Below are 26,930 nucleotides of genomic sequence, written 5' to 3'. Positions count from 1 at the left end.
CGGGCTCGTCGGGTTACAACCAACTCGTCTTTGATGACTCCCAAGGGCAGGGCCGCACGCAGCTGAGCACCACGCAGGCGGCGACCGGCCTCGTGCTCGGTCATCACAAGGAACAGGTCGACAGCGCGCGGCAGGCCGATCTCGGGCACGGAGCCGCGCTCGCCACCGACGACAGCGGCGCCGTGCGCGCCGGCGCCGGCCTGCTGCTCACCGCCCACAGCGCCGGCACCAGCGCATCGCTGCAGGACAGCGAGGATGCCGCCAGCCAGATCGAAGCCGTGAGCGACCTCGCCGAATCCCTCGCCGACGCAGCGCAGAAGCAGAAAGCCGGCCTGGCCGACGAACCCGCCGCCAAGAAACTCCCCGCGCTCAAGCAACTGCGCCACACCGCCGAAGTGCTGCGCCACGCCGAAAGCGCTGGTGAAGGCGCGCAGGCCGTTGCCTACAGCGAGCCGCATCTGCAAGTCTCGGCGCCCAAAGGCATCCTCAGCACGACACCGGCCGATGCGGTGCTGGTTGCCGGCACGCAAGCCACGTTGGTCGCCAAGCAAGACACCAACGTCGCCGCGGGCGGCAATCTCTCAGTGGCGGTGGCCGAGGGGCTGAGCCTCTATGCGCACGGCAAATCGCTCGGGCAAGCCGGGGATGCCACACCGGGCATCGCCATGCATGCCGCAAGCGGCAAGGTGGGGCTTTCGAGCCTCAAGGGCGAGACCCATCTGGTGGCCGAGAAGGCCGTGACGGTCGCCTCCACGCAAGCCAACGTCACTGCAGAGGCGAAGCAGCACGTGCTCGTCAATGCAGCCGGTGCGCAGATCAAGGTGACGAATGGCACGATTGAGCTGCATGCGCCCGGGATGGTGACGTTTAAGGGGGCGGGGCATCGGTTTGTGGGGCCGGGTGGGGCGGGGGCCGATACTCAACTGGCGAAGGGCGAGTTGAAGGCGTGCCCGACCAAAGATGAAGGCGCTGCGGCGGGTGGCGCCGCACTAATCTGATGAGTCCTATGCCGTTGGAGACGCTGGTACGGACGCTAGGCGAGCATCTGCAAGCTGAAGATGGGCAGCATGGGTATCTGCTGGTTGATCCGATGTTGCGAGAGCCGCTGGCGGATATCGATCTATTGGCCAGCGGCTGTGAAGTTTTCCCGATCCCGATCGATCTGCCGCAGTTGGACGACGATCAGTGGCCAAGGCTTATCAAACTCAAGCCGAGAGCCGTCGAGGTCCTGTCGGCAAGCGTTGCCATGGCTCTGTCAGAGCAGAGCACCGCGGAGCGAGAGAGCCGGGCAGGCATGGCTATAGGAGGATGGCTCCGATCTGCTGCGGAACCGCGCGCCTTGGTGCGGCATCTGCAAGCTTTGATGCTGCCCGTGGAGCCGCGCGTGGGCCGACGGTATCTGCGGCTGGCAGATCGCCGGGTGTTCGAGTGGCTGTGGCCGGTTTTTTCCCCTTTGCAGCGTAAAGCGTGGCTTGGTCAGATCACGCAATGGTGGCGGCTGGACCGACGCGGTCAACTGGCTTTGGTCACCGCTGAGAGCGTTGAGTCAGCCGATGTCCACGGGGAAGCGCTGCATCTGACCGCCCCGCAGTGGGCACGCTTGCATGACTGCGAACTTGCTCAGCAGATGCTGCGAGGGTGGTCCAGTTTTGCTGAATTGCTGCCGGCCGACTACGTGCGACAGATCGAGCGAGCATTGAGGTCGGCGAGATCGCTCGGCCTAACTGAATCTGCTGACATTGTGCTGATGAGTGCTTATCAACTGCAGATTCACCCGGACCTTTGCAACCATCCGCGCGTTGCTGAACTCGTACGCATAGCGAAAAGCAGCGATATGCCCCTGCATGAGGCGCTGGCGGAAATTCCAGATCCGGAGGGATGGGACCGCATTCGACACGAGTTGACTGCGGATGGCTTGCCGGAAACCAACTAGACATTCACGGAAATCGAACCATGGCCGAAGGTCAACCCATCAGTTACTCGCGCAATGCGCAAGTTGCAGCGGCGTCCGCAAAGCCCGCCTGCGGGACGGAGGGATGCCCATCTTGTGTCAAAGCCGGTTTGCCAGTGTTGCTCACGCGCCTGGGACTGGCAGAGAAACGCTACGCCGCTGCTCGCGAGAAGATTCTGGCGCCAGTAATAAAAAAGCAGCAGGCCCCTGGTCTAGTGGCTTCCGGATATGTTCTGCGGACCCTACGAGCGGGCTATCTCTATGCCTACTATGAGAAGGCCCATACGCCTGAGTTGGTCAAACAACATGGGTGGCAGGTATTCCGTGTCGACCACGGTGGCTATCTGACGCCAATCCCATTGGAGATGGCTGGCAAGGACGAGGAAGCCTTCTCGTGCAAGCGCAGTGAAAGCTATGCCACGGCGATGCTGTTCGTTATCCCAAAACCGAAGCTGACAAAGCGAGTGTGGGTCGGTTTCAGCTCGTCCCCGTGGAGCCCAGCGACGCTGAAGAAGTATGGACGCCAGCTCGATCTCCGTGAAAAACGGATGGCGTGCATTAACGCTCCAGCAAGCTCAAGTGAGGCCTCAATCGCACTCACGCCCGAGAACGTTGCCCAATGCATGCCCGACTACGACGGTGCTCTCAAGCCTGATGTACTGCGTGGAAATCCGTTCCCACGATTGATCCCCGCCAAGGCTGGTCAGACCAACGGCGCGGCGGCAGCCCCATCGCCTGACGCCCAGGACGACAAACAATCCTCGCCGCTCTTTAAGAATCCAAAACAGAAAGTACGCCCGGACGACGCGCAGTTGCTGTGGAACCAAGCCCACGCAATGGTAGAAAAGTTGTCGGATAAGACCTACACCGATGCAAAGCTGATGATGGTGTGCGTGCCCGATGCCGAGGGCATTACCACGGAAGCAGCCCAGCGTCGGATCACATTGTGCAATTCAGCGGCAGAGTCTGTTGTCACCAAGGAAGAAGCCCGCAAGTTCCAATCCGCCTTGCAGATCGAGGGCATGCTCAAATTGATCGAGCAGAACGGCCAGCAGCATAAGGATCGCAACGCAGGATTCTCCAAACTGCAGGGCACGAGTGTTACGCGCACGCAGTTTGATGCGATGCAGAAGGACGGCCGTTTGCCGCCAGATGCAGAATTCATGCCGAACTTGGTCAAACCAGGGATGAATCCGAAATTTTGGCATCCGGACCCCAACAACGGAACGGTTCGCATTCCCGGTGCTAGTGAGATTGATCAGGACACCAAGGATGCCCGCACACGCCTGCTCGGCAAGCTTAGAAATCTGCCGTCGCCGAACGGCCCCAGTGGTTCGTATGCCCAATATCTGCAGCGGTATCGAGACAAGGCGGCAGCCGACCAGAAGCACTTGGCAGAAGTCGAGAAGGACTACAAGGTTTGGTTGCAGAGCGACGCTCGCAAACTTGTGACCTCTCATGACTTCGATGAGACAACTCATATCGACGGGATTTACTACGCGCAATGCGTTGCGAATCTGACGCTGGGTGGCCCCATGACCGATGAGGGGGCGAAGTGGTTCAAACCATTTTTGACATCCAAGTTCGACGATAAGGAAGCGCTCCTCACACGGGCATTGCTCGGTAATCAGAAGCAGTTCATTGACTGGATCGCGGAGAAGGATCAGGTATCCAAGGAGTGGGATTCAGTCAAAGGAATCATGGACTTGGAGCCCGTTAAAGCGGCTATCAAGGCAGGTAAAGGCGTATTGCTTGATGACGCTAGGTTGGCAACCCAAGCGCTGCTGGCCACTACCACGGCCGTCATGACGAAACTGGATTTGCAGGCGGGGCAGATCTCCGAGAAGCTGCGATACCAGCTAAAGCTTCTCACCATGGCGGTGATGACACGGAGTGAAGCCGACCCACTGCTCAAGCTTATGCGGGTGCAGATGCCGCTGTCTGACGCTGTGCGGGTCTGGAACGTCATGCGTGGAGAGGTTGCTGAAGCGGTCAAGCAAACGGCGCAAGCGGGAAAGAACAAGGTCGAGAGCCTGCTCCTGAACACGGCTGTCGCGATTGAGGCGAATGGCAGCCCGAAGATCGCCATGGGCATGGTCGACGTGTACCTGATGGTTAGTAATCCAGAGGCAACGCTGAGTAAGGCGGGCCAGAGCGTGACAAGGGGTGCCCGATATCTTGTGGCGCCCGCTGAAATCTATGGCGCCAAAGCAGCGCGCTCAGCAGGACAGTTCATTGATGCTGTTAAGACGTCAGAGTGGGCCAAAGGGCATATGAGGGTGGCCATGAGCAGAAGCGGTGTGTTTTCTGCCGGCTCCGGCCTTTTGCAAGTGTTGCTGATCCACAAAGCTTGGGGCGACTATGCCAATGGCAACGATCAAGAGAGATTCGCCGCTCGGACGGGGCTACTGTCGGCTGGATTGGGGTTGACAGCTGCGCTCTATGAGCTTCGGGCGCAGTACCTAGAGCATGTGGGTAGAACGGTGGCAGTCGAAGGAGTGAAAAGAATCGCAGGGTTCTTGGCGGCAGGGTCGACTGCGGTGGATGCGGCGCAGGCTTTCGTAAACGCCAGTAAGGCTGGCAGCGATGGAGACCGAAAGGCGAGGGCCGGGTATATCGTTCAAGGTGTGCTATTTGCGCTGGCTGTCGGAGCGGCAATCGGCGCTACTGTCGGCGGTGCTCTCGGTATTAGCGTGCTCACATTTACGGTTGTTGGGTTGGTGCTGGTTGCGATTGGTGTCATTGTCGGATTTATAATCCTGCTTATCAAAGATCGGCCACCTGAAACATGGGCTGCAAAAACGGTTTGGGGAATAGCCGAAGATAAGTGGGAGAGCTACGCCGTTGAGGTGAAAGAGGCAAACAAGGTTTTGCTGTGTGCGCAGATCGATTTTTCCTTCCGCTGGAACCTGATCGAAAATCTTGGTACATCCGCTATGGCTGCAGACGGTGCCGGGCTTTTCGGGGAAGAGCAGACTTATACCCGAGAGGCGTGGTTGCGGTTCGTGTTGCCAAAAACCCTACGTGATCGACTTGGTTGGGAAATGCGTGTTTACGTATCGGGCGGCAAAGGCGAGACTCTCGTGGGAACTGCCTCCTACAGTGGGTCGGGCATGATCGCAAAGAAAATGCCCAGCACAGCAAGCGGTATTTCTCCGACCTTTGAGGAGAAAACCGAGAACGGTGTGACGACGCTGGTGTTGTCGTCGAAGGTTGATATGATGCGCTTCCGCAATGCGCGTGGCACCGTGCAAATCTTCACAACTTCAAGTGATGGTCAGGCTCAGGGCATTGATGCGCGCTCACTCATTGTTGACGAGGAGATTCGAGATTGACTGCCGAGCGTGATGAAGCTGATGGCCCATCTGGTAAGTCGGTATTGGCTCCGGTTTGGGATAAGCCCGATCCATACTTTCAAGTTTTAGATAAGCTGAAGCCGATTGTTCCTCCAAGCAAGAATCCCTGGCGTATCGCGCCTGACGATAAAAGTCAGACAACTCATCTTCTGGCAAGAACCAGGAAATGCCTCGTGGCAATCTACCCGCGGGCCATTGCGATTGGTTCGCCGTATGCTCAAAATAAAAAAGGGCTTGGTTGGTTCGCGGTAATTTTTTGCTCTTTAGTCTCAGCGACGCTCGGGTTCTTTGCGATTCAATCGCTTGGTGCTGACTATGATGATTTTGTTGGATTCTCTGTTAGTGCGGTAGGTTCCGTTATTTTAGCCTTGGTATCAATCTGGTTCTTCAATTTCACAGTGAGAATGCCATCCGACTGGCCGATTCTTTTTAATAAGGTAGATCGAACTGTCACGTTTGTTCGCCCCGTTCGCCCCAAGTTTTTCAAATTCTGGGGATTCACAAACTCTGACGTCAACACCTACCCATGGGATGGCGTCAAGGTGCGCAGTTACAAGCTCCTCGCGTCCAATGCGGGCAAATCGTTCCACGACTCACATTGGCTGGTGCTGCTATGGGGAGCGCAGGATGAACATGGCCGCAACGTCGTGAAAGACTGTGTCCCAATCGGCTACGAAGGCTACTTTGAGGATGAGCGACTGTTCCAGGTTTGGGAACATATCCGTCGTTACATGGAGGAGGGCGGTCCGTCCATCCAGCCGGGAGAGCAGTTGCGCAAGCCTGCAAATAGCCGCAAGCCGTTGGAATTTCCACCGGAGGTCATTGCGGCAGCGGGTGGTCCGGCTTTGAGTGTTGCAGAGGTGGAGCGATTGGCCGGAGTTGCAGCAGAGGCATGACAAGAGAAATTCCGGCGATGCTTGCGCGTTTAGGGAGTGCCCTACGGGGCAGATCTGGCGGCGGCCTGCAGTGGGGAACCGAGGTTGTGCGCGATGCCGATGCCATCGGCGAGACCCGGGCGTTAGCGTGCAAACCCGTTGACGCGAAGATCATCACGCTTGAAAGCTACGACGAGTACGGATACCGCTACGAGTACGAGTAACTCGTTTTCGACTCCAATGGCAGAGCGCCGCTCAAAACTGCAGCCGCAGAGCCCCTACTGGTATGAAGACTTGCCCGGCCCAACCGTGCCGCTCAAGTCCAGCGACAAGAGTGATCAACCAAACCTCGCACTCGACCTCAATTACGTGAATGAAGACGTGTTTGAGTTGTCCCGGGCGTCGTCCATCCCGCGTGGTTTTGGTCTGATGTTTGGGGTGGGCGTCTCCATCGCGTTTGTGGCCATGCTGCCGTTCATCGGTCAGATGTATCAGGACGGTCACCCTGAAGAGTCGCCGGTCATCGCGTCGGTGCTGGCCGTGATGCTGCTGGGGCTTGCGGTTCTTTTGCTTCACCTCATCAAGAGAGGGGTGCGGACGCCACGAGACCTTCCGGTTCTGTTCGATCGAAAGAACCGGAAGGTCTTTGCGTTTGAGTATGTGCCCAAGGCGAATCCATTCGCCACATGGAAGACCGTGATCAAGGAGCTGGATTGGTCGCGCGCCGAAGCGGAAATTGGAAAGATCGCCGGATACAACGGCAAGACGTACTCGGTGCGCTATGGGCTGATTTTGGCGCAGTGCGAAGCAAATACGACCAAGGTCCAGGATCGGATCATCGTGAAGTTGCAGGTGGCGACTCCACTCGTGCTGCATCAGATGTGGGCGTATATCCGCTGCTTCATGAGTGAGGGGCCAAAGAATCTGCGAGACATCAGGCCGTTCCCGCGCGATATCAGTTTCCGGCGGTGCCTGCTGGAGTTCTATCCGTTGTTTGATCGGACAGAAGAAGGCGCACGGCTTCGCGCCAATATGCACGCGGTTGAGTTGGTGCTGCTGACGGCGGTTGGGATCCCGCTGTTTTGGCTGTTTCTTCCTGCGGGTATTTTCGAGTACGTCGGGCAACGCCTTGCGCCGGAGCCAAAGTGGCCGGCAGAGATCGTTTCGCGAACCGGGCGACATTCGCGCGATTGAGTTTCCTTGTGCCGGGATGCGCCCCCCGTGAAGCTCAGCCATGCAGATGTGAGCGATGGGCCCGCCGGCACATGAAGATTTAGAAACAATCCCCCCAACCGCCCCAAGCCTGCGTAGCATCTCCACCGTCCGCTCCGCGCGCGCGGACGTCTCAATCACGCACGCTGATATGAACGCCCTGTCCCGCTTCGCCACCGCTTCTGCTGTGGTCGCGTTGCTCGTCACGCCCGCCTTCGCCCAGGACGACACCCCGTTGCAGGTTTCGTACCGCCAGGTGCTGACCGAATATTTCAAGGACGCGCCGACCGCGTCGAAGAAATACGACGGTCGCCGCCTGGTTTTCAAGGGCCAGGTCTACCCGTTGTCCGACGACAGCCTGAACACGCTGGCCGTGACGGAAGACCTGAAGGTGGGCGCGCCGTTCCAGGACGATCAGCGTGACGCGCTCAAGGCGCTGTTTCCCGATCGCAAGCTTGCGGCGTACAAGCCCAGCAAGGACATCACGCTGGATTGCCTGAACCGGCAGTTCGTTGGCCTGACGCTGGCGCTGGCGGATTGCCGCGTCGCCAAGCCCTGAGTTTCGTATCGCACATCAGTTTTCTTTCGCTTCAGATCATGGCCTCTCTTCCGTTTGACCAATTGCTCGCTCCACTGCCGGGCGCTCAGCCCTGCGGCGAAGACATGCTCTTCTCTGCAGAATTCGACAGCATCCAGGATGCGCGCCGCTTTGATGATCCGTCGCTCGATCAGGGCGAGTGGGTCACGGAGATCAAGGAAGCCGACTGGCGCGCAGTCATCGCCGAGAGCACGTCGCTGCTGCAGAACCGCACGAAGGATCTGCGCCTGGCTGCATGGTTGGCCGAGGCGTTGTCGAAGGAGCGTGGCTTTGCCGGCCTGCGCGAGGGCTACGAATTGATCGCCGGCTTGTGCGAGCAGTTCTGGGAACACATCTATCCGCTGCCGGAAGCTGACGACCCCGAAGCGCGGACAGGCAGCATGGCATGGCTTGCCACGCGTTCGAGCCAGCTCATTCGCGAGGTGCCGCTGGTGGAAGCGGGCAAGGGCGGCTACAGCTTGATCGATTGGGAAGTCGCGACCAGCCTGGTCGAAGCCATCCGCCGCGATCCGGAACAGGCGGACGAGCTGTCGCGCGGAAAAGTCACGCAGGAACAGTTCGAGTCTGCACGGCGCGCAACGCCGCCCGCGTTCTACAAGACGCTGCACGACGATGTGGTCGGCTGCGGCGCTGCGCTGCTGCGGTTGGAATCCGTTCTGGATGCACGGGCGGGTGATCACGCGCCGAGTTTCCGCCCCGCGCGCGAGGCCTTGCAAGCGGTGCGCGCGTTGGTGGAGCGCTTCGGCGGCAAGCCGGAGCCCAAGCCTACCGCCGTGGAAGCGAAGGGTGCTCCACAACAGGCGACGCAGTCTGCCGCCGGCACCGTCATCGAGACGGTCGTTTCCGGCCCCATCCGCACGCGCGCCCAGGCGTTGAACCAGCTGCGCGATGTGGCCGAGTTCTTCCGCCAGACCGAGCCGCACAGCCCTGTTGCGTACCTCGCCGCACGTGCTGCCAAGTGGGGCGACATGCCGCTGCACGCCTGGCTGCGCACGGTGGTCAAGGACGATGCGACGCTGTCGCAGATCGAGGAGCTGCTGGGCCTGGGCGATCCGCCCTCGGAAAGCGCCAGCTGACCTGGCTAGCTGCTCGAGCAGCCGCCGCAGCCGCTGGATCCGCAGCTACTCGAGCTGCAACTGCTGGAGCCACTGCTGCTTGAACTGCAGTTGCTCGACGTGTCACCTCCGGAGCCGCCGGAACTGGCGCCGACGGGGGTTCCCATCATCGATCGGTATCCGGCCCACGCTGTGTTGGCCAGCACGCTGGTTCCGCCAAACGCCGCCAGCCACAGTAGATCGTTCGTCGACAAACCGGCACGTGGCGCCTGCTGGCTGCGCTGACGATGAACATTCAGCGTGGCGTTGGCGCCGGCAGTCGGGCCGGCACGCCCTACGCCGATCAGCCGCGCGGTCACGCACCAGTACACGATTGCGAACAACGCCATCTCGATCAGCAACCACATCACCGGACGCTGTCGGGACAAGCCCACAAAGACCTTCATCACCCCGAGCCACAGCATCGCCAGCGCAATGGCCCATGCAGCGACAGTCGTCGCGCGCATCGCGCCGCGGGCCCACATCCAGCCTTCGTGGCGCAGCCGATCCGTCATGTCGATGGCTTCGTCGAGGAGTCGGTCCCGAAAGGCCGGCCATGGCGAACGGCGCTGTGGTTGCCGTGCGAGCCAGGTCCACGCGTTGACGTGACGCTGGGGCATTGGCGTCTCGTGGGCGACCACATATGTGTTGCGGTCACGTTTCCGCTTTGCCGGAGAAGCAACGCGGATCGCACCCGCGTCGAGCAGTGTCAGCGTCGCGACCTGCGCCATTCGTGTGGGGTCGCCGGTGATCAGCGCGGCTTCGGCAGGCGTCAACTGACGCGGCACGTTGCCATCGGCGACGCCCCAAGGGCGGCGGTCGTACGCCGCGCGATGCAGGCCCCGGATCAGCAGACACGCCATCACGCTCATGCCGAGATAGAACGCGAGAAAGCGCGGCCCCGGAAAGTTCAGCACATCGAAATCCGATGCGATGTTCGTGGTGATGACGATGAGGATGGCTCCGATCAGAAGCCATACGGAAGGCATGACCGAACGATGGGCCGATGCGGGTGGCGGCGTGACCGGGTCAAGAGCATGCCGTGCGGGGCTGGCAGCCTCAGGCGCGCTGTTCGGCGGCGCAGGTTCTGGCACCGGCCAGACGTCGGCAGGCGGCTCGACGCCGAACGTACGCCGGTAGCTATCGATCGTCTGCTGGTAGTGCTGCGCGTATGTGTCGTCTTCGTCTGGCGCGCCAATGCCGGGTGCGTGGTGCAGCGGCGCGCGCAGGACTTCTCCGCAAAACACCGTCCAATACTCTTTCGAATATTGCAGATGAAGATGCCAGGCCGCATCGATGGCCTCGGAAGGCGTGACGGGGTGCCCCGCAAACACCGCCAGATACGCGAAGCGCTTGTATTCCTCGATGACGGTCAGCGTATATAAACGCGACCACCCCTCGGCCTCCGCCAGACGTTGGCTGTAAGGGACCGGCGCGTCAGGCGCATCGGGCGAATATTGGCTCAGCCGAAGCAGGCAGGCTTGGCGATCTGCGTCGGTCGGCGCTGCCTGATCTTCGTGTGTCACTTACTCGCCCGAAACTCGATCCGCCGATTGCGCGAGCGGCCTTCATCGGTGTTGTTGGCCGCCACCGGCTGATCCGGCCCCACGCCCATCGCGGTCAGCGTGCCTTGCTCGGCGCCCTTGGCGATGAGGTAGTTCTTGACCGTCTCGGCGCGGGCCTGGCTCAGGTTGAGGTTCAACGCGCGGCTGCCGGAGTTGTCGGTGTGGCCGACGATTTCGATCTTGCGGCCGTTCAGACGCGGCAGCACGGCGGCCATTTCATCCAGAATCGCGCGGCCCTTGGGGGTGAGCGTGGCGCTGCCGGTTTCAAACTCGATGATGCGGTTGGCCAGCGTCTGGTCCAGCAGCCCTTGTTCGGACGCGGCCGCCACGCGCAGCCCATTCTTGATCGTGTAGCTCTGGCCCAGCGCCGTCGCCATGTCGCTGGTCAGCTGCTGGCGCTGCGCCTCGTTGCCGACGTCGCCGTGCAGGGAGACCTGCGTACCGTCGATGTTGAGCTGCCCGCGGTTCACCTGCTTGATGGCCGGCGACAGGATCTTCTGCACGTTGGCCGACCAGTTGGGCGGCGACACCACGTTGCCAACTTCGATCTGATCGACCACGTTGGCGCTGCCGTACAGCTCGCGCAGCTTGGCCAGCACGGTCGCCTTGGTGGCTTCGTCCGGCACCATGCCGCCCGCGACGACCTGGCCAGGCACGGGCGCAGCATCGCCCGCCGCTGCGTGGGCGGGCAGGGCGCTGGCCAGGCAGGCCAGCATGGCGGCGCTTGCCAGGAGTGTTGCAGGCCGGAAGCCGCGCTTGATTGCATCCAGACCCATGTTCATTCTCCGATGAAGACTTCGCGGAAGGTATCGACCGCCACGCGCAGCGACAACTGCGGTTGATCCAGGTAACTCACGAACTTGGCCAAGCCGTACTCTCCGCTGACGTGCTGGTCGACCCACTCCGGATCGTCGATGTTGATGTTCTGTTCGGCATACGCCAGCGGCGACATGACGCTGTGCAGCGTGCGCGACGAGGCGCCGTTGAAGCCGATGACGAGTCGCTCCGCGCCGTTGATATCGCCCAGGAACAGCGAGAGCTCGAAGTCCGCCCGCTGCAGGAAGCGCGACACCAGCTCCAGCCAGAAACTCGCGACCAAGCTGCGATAGAGCGGGTCTGCCGGCAGCGGCAGCGTGAGCCCTTTCTCAAGCCGCGACGAGCCGTTCGCCATCACGGGCTGCAGCAGGGTGCCAAGCGCGAGCAGGGTGCGGCGCAGACGGATGTTGTGGCCCTCCGAGCGCAGCATCTGCTCAAGGCCGGCAACGGTCTGGAAGTCGATGAAATCCGAAAAGCTCGCGTCGTGCGACTGCGTGCTCGTGCCGCCGGTGCCGGTCTCTACGCCGTGTTGCCCTTCGGCAAGCAGGCGCAGGCCTTCAGTGGCGTCGGTCGCGGTGCCGAGCGAAAGCATCTGCTGGCCGGCGCGCGTCCACAGGCGGGCCAGCGCAATCGGGCTGCGGGCGATGAAATTGATCGGGCGATCGACTTCCATCGCCGCAGCCGTCAGGAACGGAAAGCGGCGCGACGACAGATCGCTGCTGGCCATGAGCGTGCCCGCAATGGCGAGCTTGCTCTGCGAGCCGAGAAACGCAAACTGCACCGGCTTCCAATTGTCGTAGGTCGTCTTCCAGTCAGGGGCTTCGGCCAGCAATTCCATGCCTTGCGCCAGCCAGCGGTCGAGCGTGTCGAGCAGCTGGACGTTGTTGGCGCTTTTGACGAAATCGCCGCGCGACGGAAGCTTGCCGAAGTACGAAAGCTGCAACTGGGTCTGGCTCATTGCGCCGTCCCTCCTTGCTCTTCCGTGATGTTGTGGCGTGCGGCCTGCGTGGACACCGCGGCTTGGGCCGCAGGCGGCGTGCCTGTTGGCGCTGCCGGGGCGGGCGGCGTCAGGGTGTTCTGCGGTGCCGATGCATCGGCAATCGACGTCGGCAGACGCAAGCCGCGCAGGCCCTGGCCTTGCGGCGAATCGGATGCGGTGGTGCCGCCGGTCTGCGGGCTGCTGATGATGCGCAGGCTGATCGATACCGTCAGGTTGTCCTTCGTCCAGGACAGATCGAATGCGCCATCCGGACGACGCTTGCGTTGCGCCGTCGCAATCAGGCGCTCCAGGCCGAAGCGGCCCGGCTCGTTGAGCAGTTCCACCGTGCGGCCGTCAAAGGTGGTGGCCGTCACGCGCGCACCTGGCGTGCCCTGCGGATTCGGCCACACGAAGTTGGCCCACTGCGGCGGCGTGTTGCGATAGCGCAGTTGCTGCCCGTCGATCTCGATCGTGTATTCGGTGGCGCCTTGCGACGGCACCGGCAGGATCTGGAACACCGTCTGCGGCGCCGCGGCTGCCGCACCGCCAGCACCGCCGGCAGCACCACCCGTGAGCGGCGCGATCCAGCGTGTGAAGCCCGTGGTGAACTCGGGCACAAACGCGATGCCCAGGTCGCCCCACGTGCGGGAGGCGATCATGTCGCCACGTCGCACCGACAGCGGACCGATCGTCGTGCTGGCGAACTTCGCGATCGCGCCGTCCGGGCCGAACACCTGGCCGATCTCGGCCGCGCTCGCCTCGATCTTGGCGTTGGGCGCAAACGGGTACTTGTCGGCCAGCGTGGTGGCGAACGGCTGATACACCTGCGCGTTCCACACCTTGTTGACTTCCGTCGTGGCCGGGCGGATCGCCACCGCATACGACTGCAGCAGCGGACGCACCAGCAGCGGACGCAGCGTCGCGCGCTCGCTGTCGGTCATGCCGGTCAGCATCTGCTCATCCACGTACTTGAGCGTGTCGGCCAGCTCCGAGCCGTTGCCGTCCAGCGTCTGCTGCATCAGCTGGCGCGCGCCTGGCCCCGGGTCGCCCTGATTCTTGATCTGGTTGAAGCGCGTGCGCACCTTGGACAGCGAATCCATGTAGCCGCGCAGCAGCGACTTGTCGTCGCGCATGACGACCACGCGTGCCAGCCCCGAGAACTCCTTGCCCACCGGGCCCATCGGAATGGCGCCGGCATCGGCATTGCCACCCACCTCCAGGTTGACGTTCACCTGCGACGGCGTCTGGCGCGCAAACAGCTGCTTGAACCAGCCCAGCACGCCGGTCTTGGCCTGCTTCAGCCCCGCGTTGAACATCGACGGGTTGTCCCACGACGTCTGGTCATACGCGGTGTCGAGCACCTTGCGGATCGGCGAGTTGGTCGGATCGCCCAGCAGGTTCATCCCGGTGACGGCCTGGTCGAAGCTGGTGAAATCCTGGATCGCCACGCCCTGCATGAAGCGTTGCCATTCGCGCGCGTATTCGGTCTTGTACATCGTGACCAGCGCCTTCTGAATCTGCTCGGGGCTGCCTTCCAGCGTGAGGTCGTCGCGGGCGGCAACGTTCAACACCCAGTCCTTGGTCTGCAGTTCCTTGTTGGCAGCTTCCTTGATGGCGGATTGCACATAGCCGAACCACGCTTCCTTGGTGAACGTGCCGGGCACGGCGTAGCTGCCAGCAACCAGGCCTGCACCGGTGTCACCAACGATGCGTGCGACCGTCATCGGGGCGTAGCGCGTGGACGCGCGGGCCTTGATCTCCGCGTACGCGCGTTCGCGTGCGGGCATGCCGCGCACCACGCGGCGCAGGTTCTCACGCGTCTGGTCGACCAGCGAGAGGTTGCCTTCCAGCAGCGGCCAGTTGTCGTCGTTCACGCGGGCCAGGAAGAACGACAGGTTGCGCTCCGCCGAGCGGATCATCTGCTCGCGCGGCATGTTGCCGCGGTTGTCTTCCAGCCAGCCGCGCCAGAAACGCGTCACTTGATCGGTCAGGTGCGCGACTTCCACGTGGCGCTTGTCCGACAGCATCAGGTAGGTCTTGAGCGCGTTGTAGCCGTCTTCCACGTTGGTGGGCGAGGCATCGGTGTAGCGCTTGGCCCCGGTCGACGCCGTAGCCTGGTTTGGCGCGGCAGGCGCGCCGGCTGCTGCAGCCGACGCACCACCCAGCGTGGCGGTAGCCGTCGTCACGGACGTGGTCATCACTGCGCCGGTTTCCGGCGGACGCACCATCGGGGCGAGCTGATCCGGATGCGCGTTGACCTCTGCCAGGAAGGTTTCGATCGCACCGCCGACCGGCTTGAGCATGACCTGGCGCAGGCCGTTGTAGTACTCGTCGAGCAGCTTGTGCTGCAGCGTGTCGCCCTGGTACAGGCCCAGCGACAGCGCGAGCGGATGGTCGTTGCGATACCGGTCGAGCTGTTCGATCCGGTCTTGCAGAATGTCGAGCGCCTCCAGGCGGGCCTGCAGGTCCACCCGGTTCTGCTGCATCTTCACGATCTTGTCGAGGTCTGCCTGCACGTTGGCCGTGAGCGTGCGGTTGCCCATGTACGACCACGTCCAGCCGCCCAGCATCACGCCCAGCGCCAGCACCAGCGCAAAGAACGTAGCGATGCGCAGGCGCGTCTTGGCGGGGCTGGCGAACTGCCGCACGGTCTGCTTGTCGGCAAAGATCACTTTCGAGAACAGGTCGCGCAGGAAGAAGCCGTTCTTGGAGAACACCTCTCGCGTGCGTGCGGCGCCGTCGGTCGACAGGCCAAAGCGTCGTGCGATGCGTTCGGCCGACACGCTGTTGGTGGCGCCTTCCTGGAGCGCGCTGGTGAAGTAGAAGCCGCGGAATACCGGCTTGTACTGGAACGGGTTCTCATCGAACAGCGTCATCAGGAACGCACGCAGCGTCGGCTTGATCGACGCAAATTCCAGCGGGAAGCTCAGCAGCCCCGGCGAGAGCTTGTTGTTCCGGTGCAGTGCGATCTGCGCCACGCTGATCTCCTTCAGCCCATCGCACAGCTCGTCAAAGCGTTGGTCGAACACGGCGGCCACGTCGGGCTTCGAATCGGGCTCGAAGGGCAGGGTGGCGCCCCAGACGCGGTCGCGCTCCTGCTTCTCGCTGTCGCCAAAGAATTCGGTAAAGCCGGTGATCAGGTCGGCCTTCGTGAACATCACGTACACCGGGGCAAACACTTCCAGGCGTTCGGTCAGCTCCTGCACGCGCTGGCGCAGGTTCTTGGCCAGGTTGATGGCGAATTCGGGGCGGTTTTGCGTGAGTTCCGACACGCTCACCGTCACGACGATGCCGTTGATGGGCGCCTTGGGGCGATAGCGCTTGAGCAGGTCGAGGAAGCCCAGCCACTCGCGGCGGTCTTCTTCGTGCACGGAGTAACGGCCGGCCGTGTCGAGCAGGATGCCTTCGGTGGTGAAGAACCAGTCGCAGTTACGCGTGCCGCCGATGCCCTGGATGACCGCGCCGCCCTTGTCGGCAAACGGAAACTGCAGGCCGGAATTGAGCACGGCCGTACTTTTGCCCGCCGCCGGGTTGCCGATCACGATGTACCAGGGCAGCTCGTACAGCGCTGCGCTGCCCGACATCTGCCCGAGCTTGGAGCGCTTGATGGTCTTGACGGCTTCGGCAAGGCGCACGCGCAGGGCTTCCACTTCTTCGCGCTTGTCTGGCGTGGCGGTCTTGTCAGCGGCGGCCTGTTCCAGCACGCCCTCCAGCTTGTTGCTGGCCTGACGCGCGCGCCAGCGCTTCCAGAGATACGTCAGCAGCCACAGCGCGAGCAGCACGCCCAGCGCGATGCCGACCCAGACCAGGCCAACCTCGAAGGTCTGCGCCATCAGCAGCAGGAAGATGGTCAGCACGATCACGCCAAGAATCGATAGCGTGCGTGAGTTGGTCAGGAAGTTCAGGAAGCGTTGCATGTTGCCTTCGGCTCGGGAACAGACGGAATCGGATTCGAAATCTGGAACAAGATCAGGTCAGGCTGGGCACCACCGCGATGGCGCCGCGCTGCTGGATATCGTTGGCGGTAATGGCCAGCACCGGCTTGCCGGTCTGCTGGCTCAACTGGTGCGCCACCACCACCGATAGCAGCGGGCCCGCAGCGCCCACATAGCCGCAGGGCGTGCCAACAGGCAGCAGATCTGCGGCAAGGTCCAGCGCGGGGAAACGTTCGGAAAACACGCGAGCCACCTCGACGGTGCGTACGGGGTGCATGCCGGTGTCTGAAACGACGCCGGCCACGGTGATGGGTTCGGCGGCTGGATCGCCCTCCGCGGTTTCGGCCTTCTCGGCGGGCGCTGCATCCTGCTTGGCCTTGACCGGTGCGGCGGCCAAGGTGTCGAGTACGTGGCCCACGGCGTCGCCCAGCGCCTGCAGTTGCGGCTGGCCGCGATCAGGCGTCGGCGATTCCAGCCGCGCCACGCCGGCGCGCGTGATCGTGAAGGGTGCCGTTGCCGCGGCGTCCCCGTCCAGCGCGGGTGGCAGCAGGCTCTGCGCCATCGTCGGCGCGCACAGCAGCACGCCCGCAGCGGCTTCGCCCGGCACGCGGCCATGCTGCCGATTGGCTTCGAACAGCTGCTCGTGCTGCATCAGTTGTTCGACCGCGCTGGGGCCCACCAGCGAATCCGCCACCACCACCATGCGCAGCACGCGCTCGTCGCTGGCGCGGTTGACGCCTTGCGTGGCGCGATCGAGCAACAGCAGCGCATCGGCATCGCCCTTGGCGGTGATGGGCTCCAGCGTTAAACGGTCTGCCGGCCAGATCAACGCGATGCGGCGGCGCAGCCAGCCATCGGCGGCTGCTTGATCCTGCGGTGTCCACTCGCGGGGGAGCAGTGCGGTGATGATCAGCCGCGTGGTGTCCGGCTCTGTTGTTTCCGGGGCTTGCGCAACGGCGTGTGCGGCCAGTTCTTCGGCCACCTGGCCGGCCAGCGACAGGGCGCGCAGGCGTTCATCCAGCCAGTCGACATCGGGATGTTGCTCTGCCAGTTCGGCACGCAGGTCTTCGATGTCGATGCCTTCCACTTGCGCAGCAAAGATCGGCTGGCCGAAGCCTTGCACATCGGTCAGGCCGGGCTGCGCATTGGCTTGCACGGCCTCCACCACTGAAGCGGCATCGCCGCCGGCGGGCGCACGCAGGGCGCTGGCGAGCAGCACGGCGCGCCATTGGCGCGTGGCGTCTTGCGGGTCGGCGGTTTTGGCATCGGTGCCTGTTGCGGCCGGCGTGGCCGCCGCCAGTTCGCGGCCCGCAACGACATTCGAGCGAATGCCGTCCAGCGCACGCTTGATGACCCAATAGCCGACGATCATCCCGACCGGCAGCAACAGCAGGTAAGTCAGGATGTCGCCGGTGGTCGGCATGCGGTTGGCGGACTGCCACCACACGATGACGGCAATCCACACCACCACGAAGACAGCGAGCAGCGTCAGCCCGGACCGGAAGAGTCTTGCAACCATGTCGTGCGCGTTCAGATGCTGCCGGTGTTGCCCTGGCTGGACAGGAGCGTGGCGCCGCAGGCGGTTTTGTCGCCGTGGCGTGCCGCCTGCTTGCCGTCGATGATGACGTTCGGGTCGCCCGTCACGATGACGGTCGTGCTGCCGTGGCCGTTCTTCGGGCACGTCACCTTGTCGCCCACGCAGGCGATGCCCTTGCCGCCCGTGCTTGTGTTGCCCGACGCAGTGATCACCACGCCGCCGTGGTCCGTCTTGTCACCCAGCAGGATGAAGGGCCGTGTCATTGCATGCTCCCCATGTGTCCTTTCGTCATTGCCTTGGTGCAGGCTGCTTGCCGAGCACGCCCTTGCGGCGCAGCTCGACGTGGCCCAGGTCCATCATCTTCCAGCGGCCGCCCCACACGAGGCCGACCGATTCCGCCGTCTGGCCGTACAGCTCGTAGCCGCGCATCGCCCACGGGTCTTTCTCGCTGATGACCAGCTTGCCCTCGCGGAAGAACGCGCTGTCCGCGGCCAGGCCGTACTGGTGATAGCTCTGGAACGCCGTGGCCTGCGTGACATTGCTGCCCATCGCCGCCAGCTTCACTTGCCGCTCGGGGCTTCGGTAGCCTTCGAGCAGCGCCATCTCGTAACCGTGTTCGTCGCGCATGATCTTGTAGACCAGCAGCAGGCGCTGACGGAAATCCGCGTCGAGCAGGTTCCAGTCGCGGCTCGCATCGCGGATGGCCGGGCGGATCTGCTCGACTTCACGCGTGGTGAACACCTCGGGCGGCAGGGGCGGCGGCGGGATCAGCCGTTCACCGTTGAGCAATGCCGAGATGTGCGGATCCGGCTCGCGCACCTGGTCGTCATCGAACTCGAACGACTGCTGCTCGCGCAGCGCCAGTGCCAGCATGGGCGGCACCGAAAGCACGCCGAGCGCGCCGAGCAGCAGCATCCGCCGCCGCACCACGAACTGCTTGAACGCCGACACCCCGGACGTTGCGTTGTCCACCGACTCGCGCAACGACCCTGCGGAGCGCGCGCCCACCACCGCAGCCCCCGTGCTCACGCGCTGCCACTGCGCACGCAGCAACGCCGCGCAGCGCTGCCGTACCGACGGCAGCAGCAGCACGGCAGCCACCACCACCATGGCAACGAAGTAGAGAACCAGAGCGACAAAAACCATACCGACCTGCGGAGCGTGCGCGCCTACGTCAATTCATCCAGATTTATATCTGTATTTACAACGCTAAATTATTAATAAACGGTAATAATCCAGCGCTCGCTACACAGAAATATTAAGAAACGATAAAGAAAATACCGCAACCTGCGCCAATCATTTGTCTTTCAGCAAGGCCAGACTTAGAATCAGCAGCCACCACCGGAATCGGCGCTTGTTTGTAATCCATACGTTCGCCGCGCATTCTATTTCAATTCTGGACCCGTGATGAGTAATAACGGCGATTTGAAACAAGAAGGGCCTCCAACGCTCTTCAATTCTGAATCCGAGACCGATGAGGCCGGGCATACGCGCATTCTTGCGAGCCTGGAGGGCCGCGTTGCGGCCAACGGCAAGGCACCAAAAAAGTCGGGGCAGCGCTATGGCGTTGCGGCGGCGGTTGTCGTGCTGGCCGCCGGTATCGGCGCGTGGGTCCTGCTGAATCCGAGCGGCGAATCTGCGCCCGCGCAGGTGGCAGAACAGGCCACGCCTGCAGCCGCGCAAGCGCCTGCGTCTACACAGGCTGCAGCCGCGGAAGCCGCTCACACGGCCGCTGCGGCGCCGGTTGCCTCCGCAAGCGAGCCTGTGGCAGAAGCGCAGGCCGCCACCATCGTCAACGTCGCGCCGGGCGAAGACCACGCAAACGAGAAGGGCGATAAGAGCGAGAAGACGCCGGTTGCCAGCGTGCCCGCCAAAGACGCGCATGACGCAACGCCAGCCGCGCATGCCGTGGCGGCAAAGTCCGGCAGCACCACGGCCGATACCGAGGAAGGCAAGACGGCAACCGCCAAGCTCGTGGCGAAATCGACGAATACGCCATTTAAGGCGCTGCAGCAGCCGTCAAAGCCGAAGGCGCAATCCGCGGCCAAATCCGCCAAGAACCGAAAAGGCACATTGGCGCCGGATGATCCTGACGCCGATCTGCTGGCCGCATTGCTTGCGCCGCAGAATGCTGCCAATAAGGCCGCCAATTCAACCACTTACAAAGGGCAATAGCCGCCCGGCTGCCCGGTTGTTTTTACAACCGGGTGATTGAGCGGAGGCGGCTGCAATGCCCGACATTGCGCTGCCTCGTAAATGCCCGCGCTGGTTTCACGAAATCGCTCCGTGATACGCCACGCGTTGCAGCATCGGACAGCGAATGGACGCCACGACCCTTCTTCAGAACCTCTTCGCACCCACACGCCGCCTGTACACGCTGGAAGGCGAGGGGCCGCTTGCGGAGCTCGCGGTGGAAGCCTGGCTCGGTCGCGAGGCGCTCTCCGAGCTGTTTGAATGGCGCGTGGTGGCTGTCAGCGCCAATGCGCGCATCGCACTCAAATCGTTGCTGGGCCAGCGCGTCACGCTGGTTACGACGCTGGCAGACGGTACGCAGGCCACGCGCACGGGCTTGATCCGTCTGGCCGAGAAGCTTGGCGCGGACGGCAGCCTCACGCGCTATCGCCTGACCGTGGTGCCGTGGTTCTGGTTGACCACGCAGCAGCGCCACAGCCAGGTGTTCCAGAATCGGCCGCTCGCCGACATTTTTGAGCAGATGCTGTCGCCGTACGAGCCGTATGCCTCGTGGCGCTACGCGGCCGGTGCCGAAGCGCGCATGAGCGATTTCGGTACACGCGCGCACATCGCCCAGTTTCGCGAGACCGACTACCACTTCGTCACGCGGCTGCTGGCCGAAGCGGGGCTCGGCTTCACCACGGTGGAAGACGACCAGGCGCACGGCGGCCACACGCTGGTGATTTTTGCCGACAGCACGCAGCTGCCGGAAGATGCGGAATCGGCTGCGGCGGGCGGTATCCGTTTCCACCGCGCGCACAGCCTGGAAGAGCGCGACGCCATCCAGCAACTCGCCTGCCACAGCCGCACGACGGTGGGCGGTGTGGCGGTGGCCGCCTGGGACCCGGAAGGCAAGCAGAACGCTCGCGCCCACGCGCCTGCACGCTTCGCCACCAGCGCGGGCAGCCCGGATGCGTATCTGTCGATCAGCCCATCGCTGGCACCGGATTCCGCCAATGCCCAGCGCATTGCCGAGCAGGTCATGGAAAGCCTGGAAGCGCGCGCGCTGTTGTTTTCAGGGCGCGGCACCGTGCGCACACTGCGCAGCGGAACGCGCCTGCAGGTGGTGGATTGCCCGCACCTGCCGCAAGACGTGGAAGGCGCCTATCCGCTGTTGATGGATCTGGTCGAGCACTGCGGCATCAACAACCTGACCGTCGATACGCACAACGCGCTCAGCCAGCGTTTGGGCGGGCTCGATGCCGCACTGGCGTTCGATACGCCGCCCAGCGCACCGGAATCCGGCCCGGGCGTTTTTGGTTTCCAGGAAGCAGAAGGCCCCATCGAGCGCAGCACGCCGACTGGCGATCTGCTCAAAGCCGCACGGACGCACGGCTACGCTGGCCTGTTCCGCGCCAGCGACGCACGCCGGCCCTGGCGTCCGGCCGTGACTGAACCCGATTGCGGCCGTCTCTACGCGGCGCCCACCGCGCAAGGCGTACACAGCGCCATCGTGGTCGGCCCGGACGGCCAGACCCAAGCCGGCGGAGACGGCGAGCATCATGCCAGCCCCGCAGGTGAAATCCGCGTGCGCTTTCCCTGGCAACAAGGCGAGCGCGCGGATGACCGCAGCAGCCGCTGGGTACGCGTCGCGCAACGGCAGGCCGGTTCCGGCATGGGCTGGCAATGGCTGCCGCGCATCGGGCAGGAAGTGCTCGTCAAGTTCAGCGAAGACGACATCGACCAGCCCGTCGTGATCGGCTCGCTGTACAACGGCCAGGGCGAGGCAGGCATCGCGCCCACGCCGGGCGGGCAGGGGGCATCCGACCAAAGCGACGGCACCGCCCTCTACAAGCAAGGCAGCGACAGCGCCGCAAGCGCGCAAGGCAACGTGGCCGGCGGCCACAGCCCCGCCTGGCACGGCATGGGCGCGGAAGCCGAAGGCCACCGCAACGCCGCCGCCCACACCGGCTTCAAGAGCGCGGAACACGGCGGCAGTGGTTACAACCACCTCGTCTTTGACGACAGCGACGGCCAGTTGCGCACGCAGCTCGCCACCACGCAGCAATTCACCCAGCTCAACCTCGGCCATCTCGTCCATCAGCAAGACAACCGGCGTGGCAGTTTCCGCGGCCAGGGCTTCGAGCTGCGCACCGATGGCCACGCCGCCGTGCGCGGCCAGGCCGGCCTGCTGCTGACCACCTACCGCGACGCCAGCAGCGGCAAAGCCGTGCCCACCGGCGACAACGCTGCCGGCATTGCGCTGATCAAGCAAGCCAAGGAATTGACGTCATCGCTCGGGCAAGGGGCGGTCACGCATCAGATCGCCGCGCTGGACACCGCCAAGAACGACGATGCCCCGCTGGCCAAGCAAGCCAAGGCAGTTGCGGGAATGGTCGACGGTAAGGCGCTCGATGCTGCCAAGCAGGACGCCAGCGCCGGCAACACCGCCACGCAAGGCAAGGTGCCGCATCAGAGCGAGGCCATTGCCCACCTGGCGGGCCGCGCGGGCCTCGTCATGGTGGCGGGGCAAGACCTGCAGCTCGCCAACGGCGAAAGCATTGCGCTGGGCAGCGGCCAGGACACCAACCTCGCCATCGGCAAACAAGGGCGCATGCACGCCGGCCAGGCGATCGGCGTGGCTGCAGCTTTGTCCAAGGCGGGCGACAACAACATCGGCCTGCAGCTCACCGCAGGGCAAGACAACATCGACGTGCAAGCCCAGCACGACGTGCTCAAGCTGATGGCCAAGCAGGACCTGAAGCTGGTGTCGGCCAATATGAATGTGGATTTTGCGGCGGCCAAGCGCATCCGCATCGCCACTGCCGGCGGGGCGTCGATCACGCTGGAAGGTGGGAATATCACCGTGGAGTGTGCGGGGGCGATTACGTATAAGGCGGCGCAACGGGTGTTTCAGGGGCCGACAAGCAGTAGCTATCCGCTGCCACTCTTCCCACAGAGCGTTTGCGTGGAATGCATGTTGAAGGCCGCGATGAACGGTAGTCCGTTTTCCGCTCTGCAGTAATCGTCGGTATGGAATTCCTGACAGACCCCATCGCGGTTGATGAAGTTGTTGCACAAATTTGCGACAAGCAACAGCAGGATGTGAATGGCACCACGTGGCTGCTGGTGGATGCTGCGCTGGTTGAATTTCATCGCATCTCCTCGCTGGCAGCCAACTGGGGCTGGCCGATTCACAACGTTTTTGCCAGATCAAGGCTAGCGTCATTCGGGGCACAGGCCCCGCACCTCATTGAACTGCCGCGCGACTTGGGCGAGGTCACGTCAAAGCTGGCGAAGCTGCTGCGGCCGCATTCGGCATCGCCGGCTTTTAGTTGGATTTTTTCACGGCAGTCGGCGGACGCCTTATGTGAGGCGCTGGCGCATCTAGGCCTTGTGCGTATCGACGGTGACATGGACGTGCATTGCCGGTTTGCTGATACGCGAGTGCTACCAGCGCTGTGGGCTGCGCTGTCTGAAGAGCAGTATGCGGCGCTATCCGACCGCGTCGTGGCTTGGGGTTGCTGCGACCGAGCAGGGCATCCGATCGAGCTCGCTACCAAGTCTGCTGAAGTCCTGCCCGCGGTATCAGCGTTTGCCGGTACATTGGAACTCGACGCCCGCCAATTTGGTGCCGTACTCGACGCCAGCGAACCTGACACCATTTTCAGCGCGTTTTTGGAAACAACGCCCGAGTTGATCGTGGATCGGCGTCGATCGGACTTGTATCGGACGCTGACACAGTCACTCGCACGTGCTACGGAGCTGCAGGTGACGCAGGCACCGGATCGCCTGCAATTTGCGGTGCTGAGCGTGTATTGCGGCGAGGATTTTCATCGCTTGCCGGCATTGGCAGCGATGTGGAATGAGGTTGCTCAAGGAGCAAGCCTCAAAGAGCTCATGAAATCTTGGACGCCAGAGATCTGGAGCGCTCTGGACCCCGGAGAGGTCGACGCGGCGGTGTCTGACGTTTAGGAAGGTGTTGACAATGAAGATTTGGAAAGTCTTAGGGTTGACAGCGGTGGCAGCGGCTTCGCTGTATGCGTTGACCGCTTGCGCAAAAAAACCGGATCCAATGGAAGGCAAGGCGACAGCCGATATCACTTCGTACAACCACACGCCTGACTACATTCACCAGTTCTATGTGGACGGTACCTGGGGAGGGAATTCGTTTGCCTATGGCGGTGGCGGCAGTTTTGTCTGTTGCTTGGTGTATCCCAAGATTTGGCGGCCCGGCTTAACGGCGAAGGTGAAGTGGACAACTTCAAGCTCGGATCCAAATGCTGAGGGGGATGCTGCCCAGGAGCATTGGCATGAAGTTGTCGTCCCGATTGAGAAATATAAGGATGATGGCGGTACGCTGAATGTGCACTTCCTGCCCGACGGAAAAGTTCGGCTCATTATCTCGAATATGGTTGCAGGACAACCTAACTATCCCGGACCTTCCTATCCCATTAAGCCCGCCGATTTTCATTTCGCGCCTAGCCGACGTGCCGCGCGCGAAGAAGAGGAGCGCGCTCGGGCGCAAGCTGAAGGGCGGGCGCAGGCCGAGGCAGAGATGCGCGCGCTGCAAGGCGGCGCATCAGCAAAAAAGTTATCTCCGTCTGACCAACCCGCGGGAACTAAATTACCTCCTCCTCCGGTTTTGCCTAAGGATGAAAAATGAGTGAGTTCCGCTCCGGATGGTACGAAATCAGTTTCGATGCGAGCACGCGTGATCGCCGATGCCGTTTTTTTAAGAATCCGTCTACGTACACAGCAGAGTGTCTGCTCAAGAGTACGGGGCAACAGATCCTGCTGTGGTCGGATCCCGCCGGCGTAAATGGTCCAGGCAAGACGGCACAGTGGCAATCTGCATATCGCCCGCTCGCGGCCGCAAAGAAGGGGGACTGGTGGGATAACCCGCCAGGCGGAAAGGACTATAAACCCGAATTGCCGGGGGCAGGTTCTCGCCCACTACGCAAGCCGACCTTGAGCGAGTTGTGCAGTCGTGCCGGGACTGCGGATATTGCAGGAAAGCAAAGTGCGAGCTGTTCCAAAGAAATACATGTAGGGTTGTTTTTCGACGGTACCAATAACAACATGGAGCGCGACATGCCGTCTCGGTCGCACTCAAATGTGGTGGTCCTTTTCAACGCACATCGCAATGATCAGTCCGAACATTTTCGGTATTACATGCCTGGCGTTGGAACTGCATTCAAAGAAATCGGTGAGCCTGAGGAGACTGATGCAGGCAAAGCGTATGCCGCCGGCGGCGAGGCTCGCATTCATTGGGGCATGTTGCAAGTGCTCAACGCAGTATGTCGTGCATCGATCGGCGCAAACGCAGCATCAGCCGATGCCGGTCTGCTGACTACGGCGCAGATGAAGCGGCTAGTCACAACTAAAAGTGGGTTGGCGACTGCGTGGCGATTGGGCGATGACAAGATGATCAGCATCTTCGCGGATCTTCAGAAGCAGCTACTCGCCAAGATCAAGGATGCGCGTCCTCGAGTCACGAAGGTCCATCTTTCCGTATTTGGATTTTCGCGTGGCGCAGCGGAGGCTCGTACGTGCTGCCAGTGGATCCGGAAAGCAACGAAGATGAAGGTGGGATACGCCGAGCTGAACATGCGCTTTCTCGGTGTTTTTGACACAGTCGCGTCAGTCGGTTTGGCGGATTCGTCGCCTGTCGGATCGGGCTTTATGGATTGGGCGGACGGTACGATGGACATAGGCGATTTTGAAAGCGTGACCCACTTCGTGGCCGCGCATGAAATTCGTCAATCGTTCCCGCTTTCCACCGCGCGGATTGGCGGCAAGCACTACCCCAAGAACACGAGGGAGTACATTTATCCAGGTGCGCATTCGGATGTAGGGGGAGGGTATGGCCCTGGATCGCAAGGCAAGGCCATCAATGGGCGATCTGAACTTCTATCCCAGATCCCGCTGAACGATATGTACTTTGAAGCCTGCAATGCAGGCGTGAAGCTCCTGCCGAAAAGCGAGATGCAGGCTAGCCTAGCCGACGATTTTTCCGTATCGCCTGCACTGGACAAAGCATTTTCCGCATATTCCACTTGGACGACTCTTTCCGAGAAGCAGAATGTTGCCGATGGCAAGGGGCTCCCTTGCGAGAACCGCATGCAGTACCACACCCATTTGTACTGGCGGTGGCGTGCGCATGTCTCCAGCGACGCGACCTTTAAGGCGATGTCGTCCTACACCCACTCAGACGCCCAAGACCGGATCGATCTATGGGAGTCCGAGTTGGATTGGCGGAGAGACGTTGCGCGCGCCCAAGAGGCAATGAGGCCGCGCCGAGTGTTTCGAGGGAGATTCGGATTCGTCGACGCTCCCCCCACCGCAACGCAGCTTCAAAAACAGATCGTCGCCGAGGTAAATGCTGCGGCGAAGGTGACTGCCGGTGCCAGCGATTTCTTTGACAAGTACGTACATGATTCGCACGGAGGATTCTGGCTGCTTGGCCCGATCACTGCAGCTCAACGCACCGCATTCATCGCCGACATCAAGGCCAAGAAGGCTGAGCATGACCGTTTGCTACGTGAAGCAGAGGCAGCCACTAACCCCGGCTATGCCAACAACATGCGACGCGCAGCGTTGGCCTACGAACTCAATGGGTTTGAGCGTCGGGTGCTTGAGGCGGATGCGAAATCACCGGGAGCTGTTCCGATAATGAGCGATGCCGACGCGGCAGATTTGCGGGCGAACGCGGGTACAGGAACCAGTGTTGCAATGTGGATCCTCGGAACCGAGACGCGCCGCGAGCCACACGGACATGGCCGATACCGGCGGGTGTTCGACCACAGTTGATACCGCTGATTTTCAGCTTTCTCCAGT

At 62.3% G+C, this 26,930-nt stretch carries 20 protein-coding genes; 13 read left to right on the top strand and 7 right to left on the bottom strand.

From position 1 onward, the window contains the following. From FUT88_RS17990 to tssA, 8 genes are all read left to right on the top strand, one after another. Window positions 1-998, top strand: a 998-nt coding sequence (locus FUT88_RS17990) for a type VI secretion system Vgr family protein (RefSeq protein ID WP_147217128.1), incomplete at its 5' end; no start/stop codon positions are given. A 14-nt stretch (window positions 999-1,012) separates the two neighbouring features. Beyond that, a complete protein-coding gene (locus FUT88_RS17985) occupies window positions 1,013-1,933 on the top strand; it encodes a DUF4123 domain-containing protein (protein ID WP_222614278.1) in 921 nt (306 codons plus the stop codon). A 20-nt stretch (window positions 1,934-1,953) separates the two neighbouring features. After that, window positions 1,954-5,286, top strand: a complete 3,333-nt coding sequence (locus FUT88_RS17980) for a DUF2273 domain-containing protein (RefSeq protein ID WP_186829328.1) — start codon at window positions 1,954-1,956, stop codon at window positions 5,284-5,286. Continuing rightward, a complete protein-coding gene (locus tag FUT88_RS26830) occupies window positions 5,283-6,203 on the top strand; it encodes a DUF6708 domain-containing protein (RefSeq protein ID WP_261797210.1) in 921 nt (306 codons plus the stop codon). The genes FUT88_RS17980 and FUT88_RS26830 overlap by 4 nt, the downstream gene beginning before the upstream one ends. Beyond that, complete coding sequence (locus FUT88_RS17970; RefSeq protein ID WP_147217126.1) at window positions 6,200-6,406, top strand: hypothetical protein; 207 nt, start codon at window positions 6,200-6,202, stop codon at window positions 6,404-6,406. Before FUT88_RS26830 ends, FUT88_RS17970 begins: the two co-directional genes overlap by 4 nt. 16 nt (window positions 6,407-6,422) lie before the next feature. Next, window positions 6,423-7,376, top strand: a complete 954-nt coding sequence (locus FUT88_RS17965) for a DUF6708 domain-containing protein (protein WP_147217124.1) — start codon at window positions 6,423-6,425, stop codon at window positions 7,374-7,376. A 169-nt stretch (window positions 7,377-7,545) separates the two neighbouring features. Beyond that, on the top strand, window positions 7,546-7,953 hold the full coding sequence (locus FUT88_RS17960) for a hypothetical protein (protein ID WP_261797209.1): 408 nt from the start codon (window positions 7,546-7,548) through the stop codon (window positions 7,951-7,953). Between the two features lie 38 nt (window positions 7,954-7,991). Continuing rightward, window positions 7,992-9,068 (top strand): type VI secretion system protein TssA, encoded by a 1,077-nt coding sequence (tssA, locus tag FUT88_RS17955; protein ID WP_147217120.1) that lies wholly within the window; start codon window positions 7,992-7,994, stop codon window positions 9,066-9,068. Window positions 9,069-9,073: 5 nt separating this feature from the next. Here the strand turns inward: tssA and FUT88_RS17950 are convergent, their stop codons facing one another. Genes FUT88_RS17950 through FUT88_RS17920 form a run of 7 tightly spaced genes read right to left on the bottom strand, consistent with a single transcriptional unit; the run spans window position 9,074 to window position 19,064 of the window. Next, window positions 9,074-10,612 carry a TIGR04222 domain-containing membrane protein gene (locus tag FUT88_RS17950; protein ID WP_147217118.1) on the bottom strand — a complete coding sequence of 513 codons (1,539 nt, stop codon included), beginning with the start codon at window positions 10,610-10,612 and terminating at the stop codon, window positions 9,074-9,076. After that, window positions 10,609-11,427 carry an OmpA family protein gene (locus tag FUT88_RS17945; RefSeq protein WP_147217116.1) on the bottom strand — a complete coding sequence of 273 codons (819 nt, stop codon included), beginning with the start codon at window positions 11,425-11,427 and terminating at the stop codon, window positions 10,609-10,611. The genes FUT88_RS17950 and FUT88_RS17945 overlap by 4 nt, the downstream gene beginning before the upstream one ends. Window positions 11,428-11,429: 2 nt before the next feature. Next, window positions 11,430-12,425 carry a type VI secretion system-associated protein TagF gene (tagF, locus tag FUT88_RS17940; RefSeq protein WP_147217114.1) on the bottom strand — a complete coding sequence of 332 codons (996 nt, stop codon included), beginning with the start codon at window positions 12,423-12,425 and terminating at the stop codon, window positions 11,430-11,432. Beyond that, window positions 12,422-16,363 carry a type VI secretion system membrane subunit TssM gene (gene tssM, locus FUT88_RS17935; RefSeq protein ID WP_147217113.1) on the bottom strand — a complete coding sequence of 1,314 codons (3,942 nt, stop codon included), beginning with the start codon at window positions 16,361-16,363 and terminating at the stop codon, window positions 12,422-12,424. The genes tagF and tssM overlap by 4 nt, the downstream gene beginning before the upstream one ends. A gap of 52 nt (window positions 16,364-16,415) precedes the next feature. Continuing rightward, entirely contained in the window at window positions 16,416-17,900 is a 1,485-nt protein-coding gene (locus FUT88_RS17930; RefSeq protein ID WP_147217111.1) for a hypothetical protein, read from the bottom strand. A gap of 11 nt (window positions 17,901-17,911) precedes the next feature. Then, the gene (locus FUT88_RS17925; protein ID WP_147217108.1) at window positions 17,912-18,181 is read right to left on the bottom strand and encodes a PAAR domain-containing protein; all 270 of its coding nucleotides are present in this window, start codon (window positions 18,179-18,181) and stop codon (window positions 17,912-17,914) included. A gap of 25 nt (window positions 18,182-18,206) precedes the next feature. Next, window positions 18,207-19,064 carry a M15 family metallopeptidase gene (locus tag FUT88_RS17920; RefSeq protein ID WP_027678944.1) on the bottom strand — a complete coding sequence of 286 codons (858 nt, stop codon included), beginning with the start codon at window positions 19,062-19,064 and terminating at the stop codon, window positions 18,207-18,209. Window positions 19,065-19,325: 261 nt separating this feature from the next. Here FUT88_RS17920 and FUT88_RS17915 point away from each other — a divergent pair, with 261 nt between their 5' ends. The 5 genes from FUT88_RS17915 to FUT88_RS17895 all read left to right on the top strand — a co-directional run bounded on the left by FUT88_RS17915 (window position 19,326) and on the right by FUT88_RS17895 (window position 26,903). Next, window positions 19,326-20,093 (top strand): hypothetical protein, encoded by a 768-nt coding sequence (locus FUT88_RS17915; protein ID WP_147217106.1) that lies wholly within the window; start codon window positions 19,326-19,328, stop codon window positions 20,091-20,093. A 145-nt stretch (window positions 20,094-20,238) separates the two neighbouring features. Then, on the top strand, window positions 20,239-23,115 hold the full coding sequence (locus FUT88_RS17910; RefSeq protein WP_147217104.1) for a type VI secretion system Vgr family protein: 2,877 nt from the start codon (window positions 20,239-20,241) through the stop codon (window positions 23,113-23,115). A gap of 8 nt (window positions 23,116-23,123) precedes the next feature. Then, a complete protein-coding gene (locus tag FUT88_RS17905; protein WP_147217102.1) occupies window positions 23,124-24,065 on the top strand; it encodes a DUF4123 domain-containing protein in 942 nt (313 codons plus the stop codon). A gap of 13 nt (window positions 24,066-24,078) precedes the next feature. Beyond that, complete coding sequence (locus FUT88_RS17900) at window positions 24,079-24,756, top strand: DUF3304 domain-containing protein (protein ID WP_147217100.1); 678 nt, start codon at window positions 24,079-24,081, stop codon at window positions 24,754-24,756. Next, on the top strand, window positions 24,753-26,903 hold the full coding sequence (locus FUT88_RS17895) for a phospholipase effector Tle1 domain-containing protein (protein ID WP_147217098.1): 2,151 nt from the start codon (window positions 24,753-24,755) through the stop codon (window positions 26,901-26,903). Before FUT88_RS17900 ends, FUT88_RS17895 begins: the two co-directional genes overlap by 4 nt. Window positions 26,904-26,930: the final 27 nt, after the last annotated feature.

Origin of the sequence: Ralstonia sp. TCR112 (genome assembly GCF_007997035.1) — a bacterium.
Lineage (GTDB): Bacteria > Pseudomonadota > Gammaproteobacteria > Burkholderiales > Burkholderiaceae > Ralstonia > Ralstonia edaphi.
Note: the sequence above shows the minus strand (reverse complement) of the source record. Positions and strands in the feature narration are given on the sequence as shown.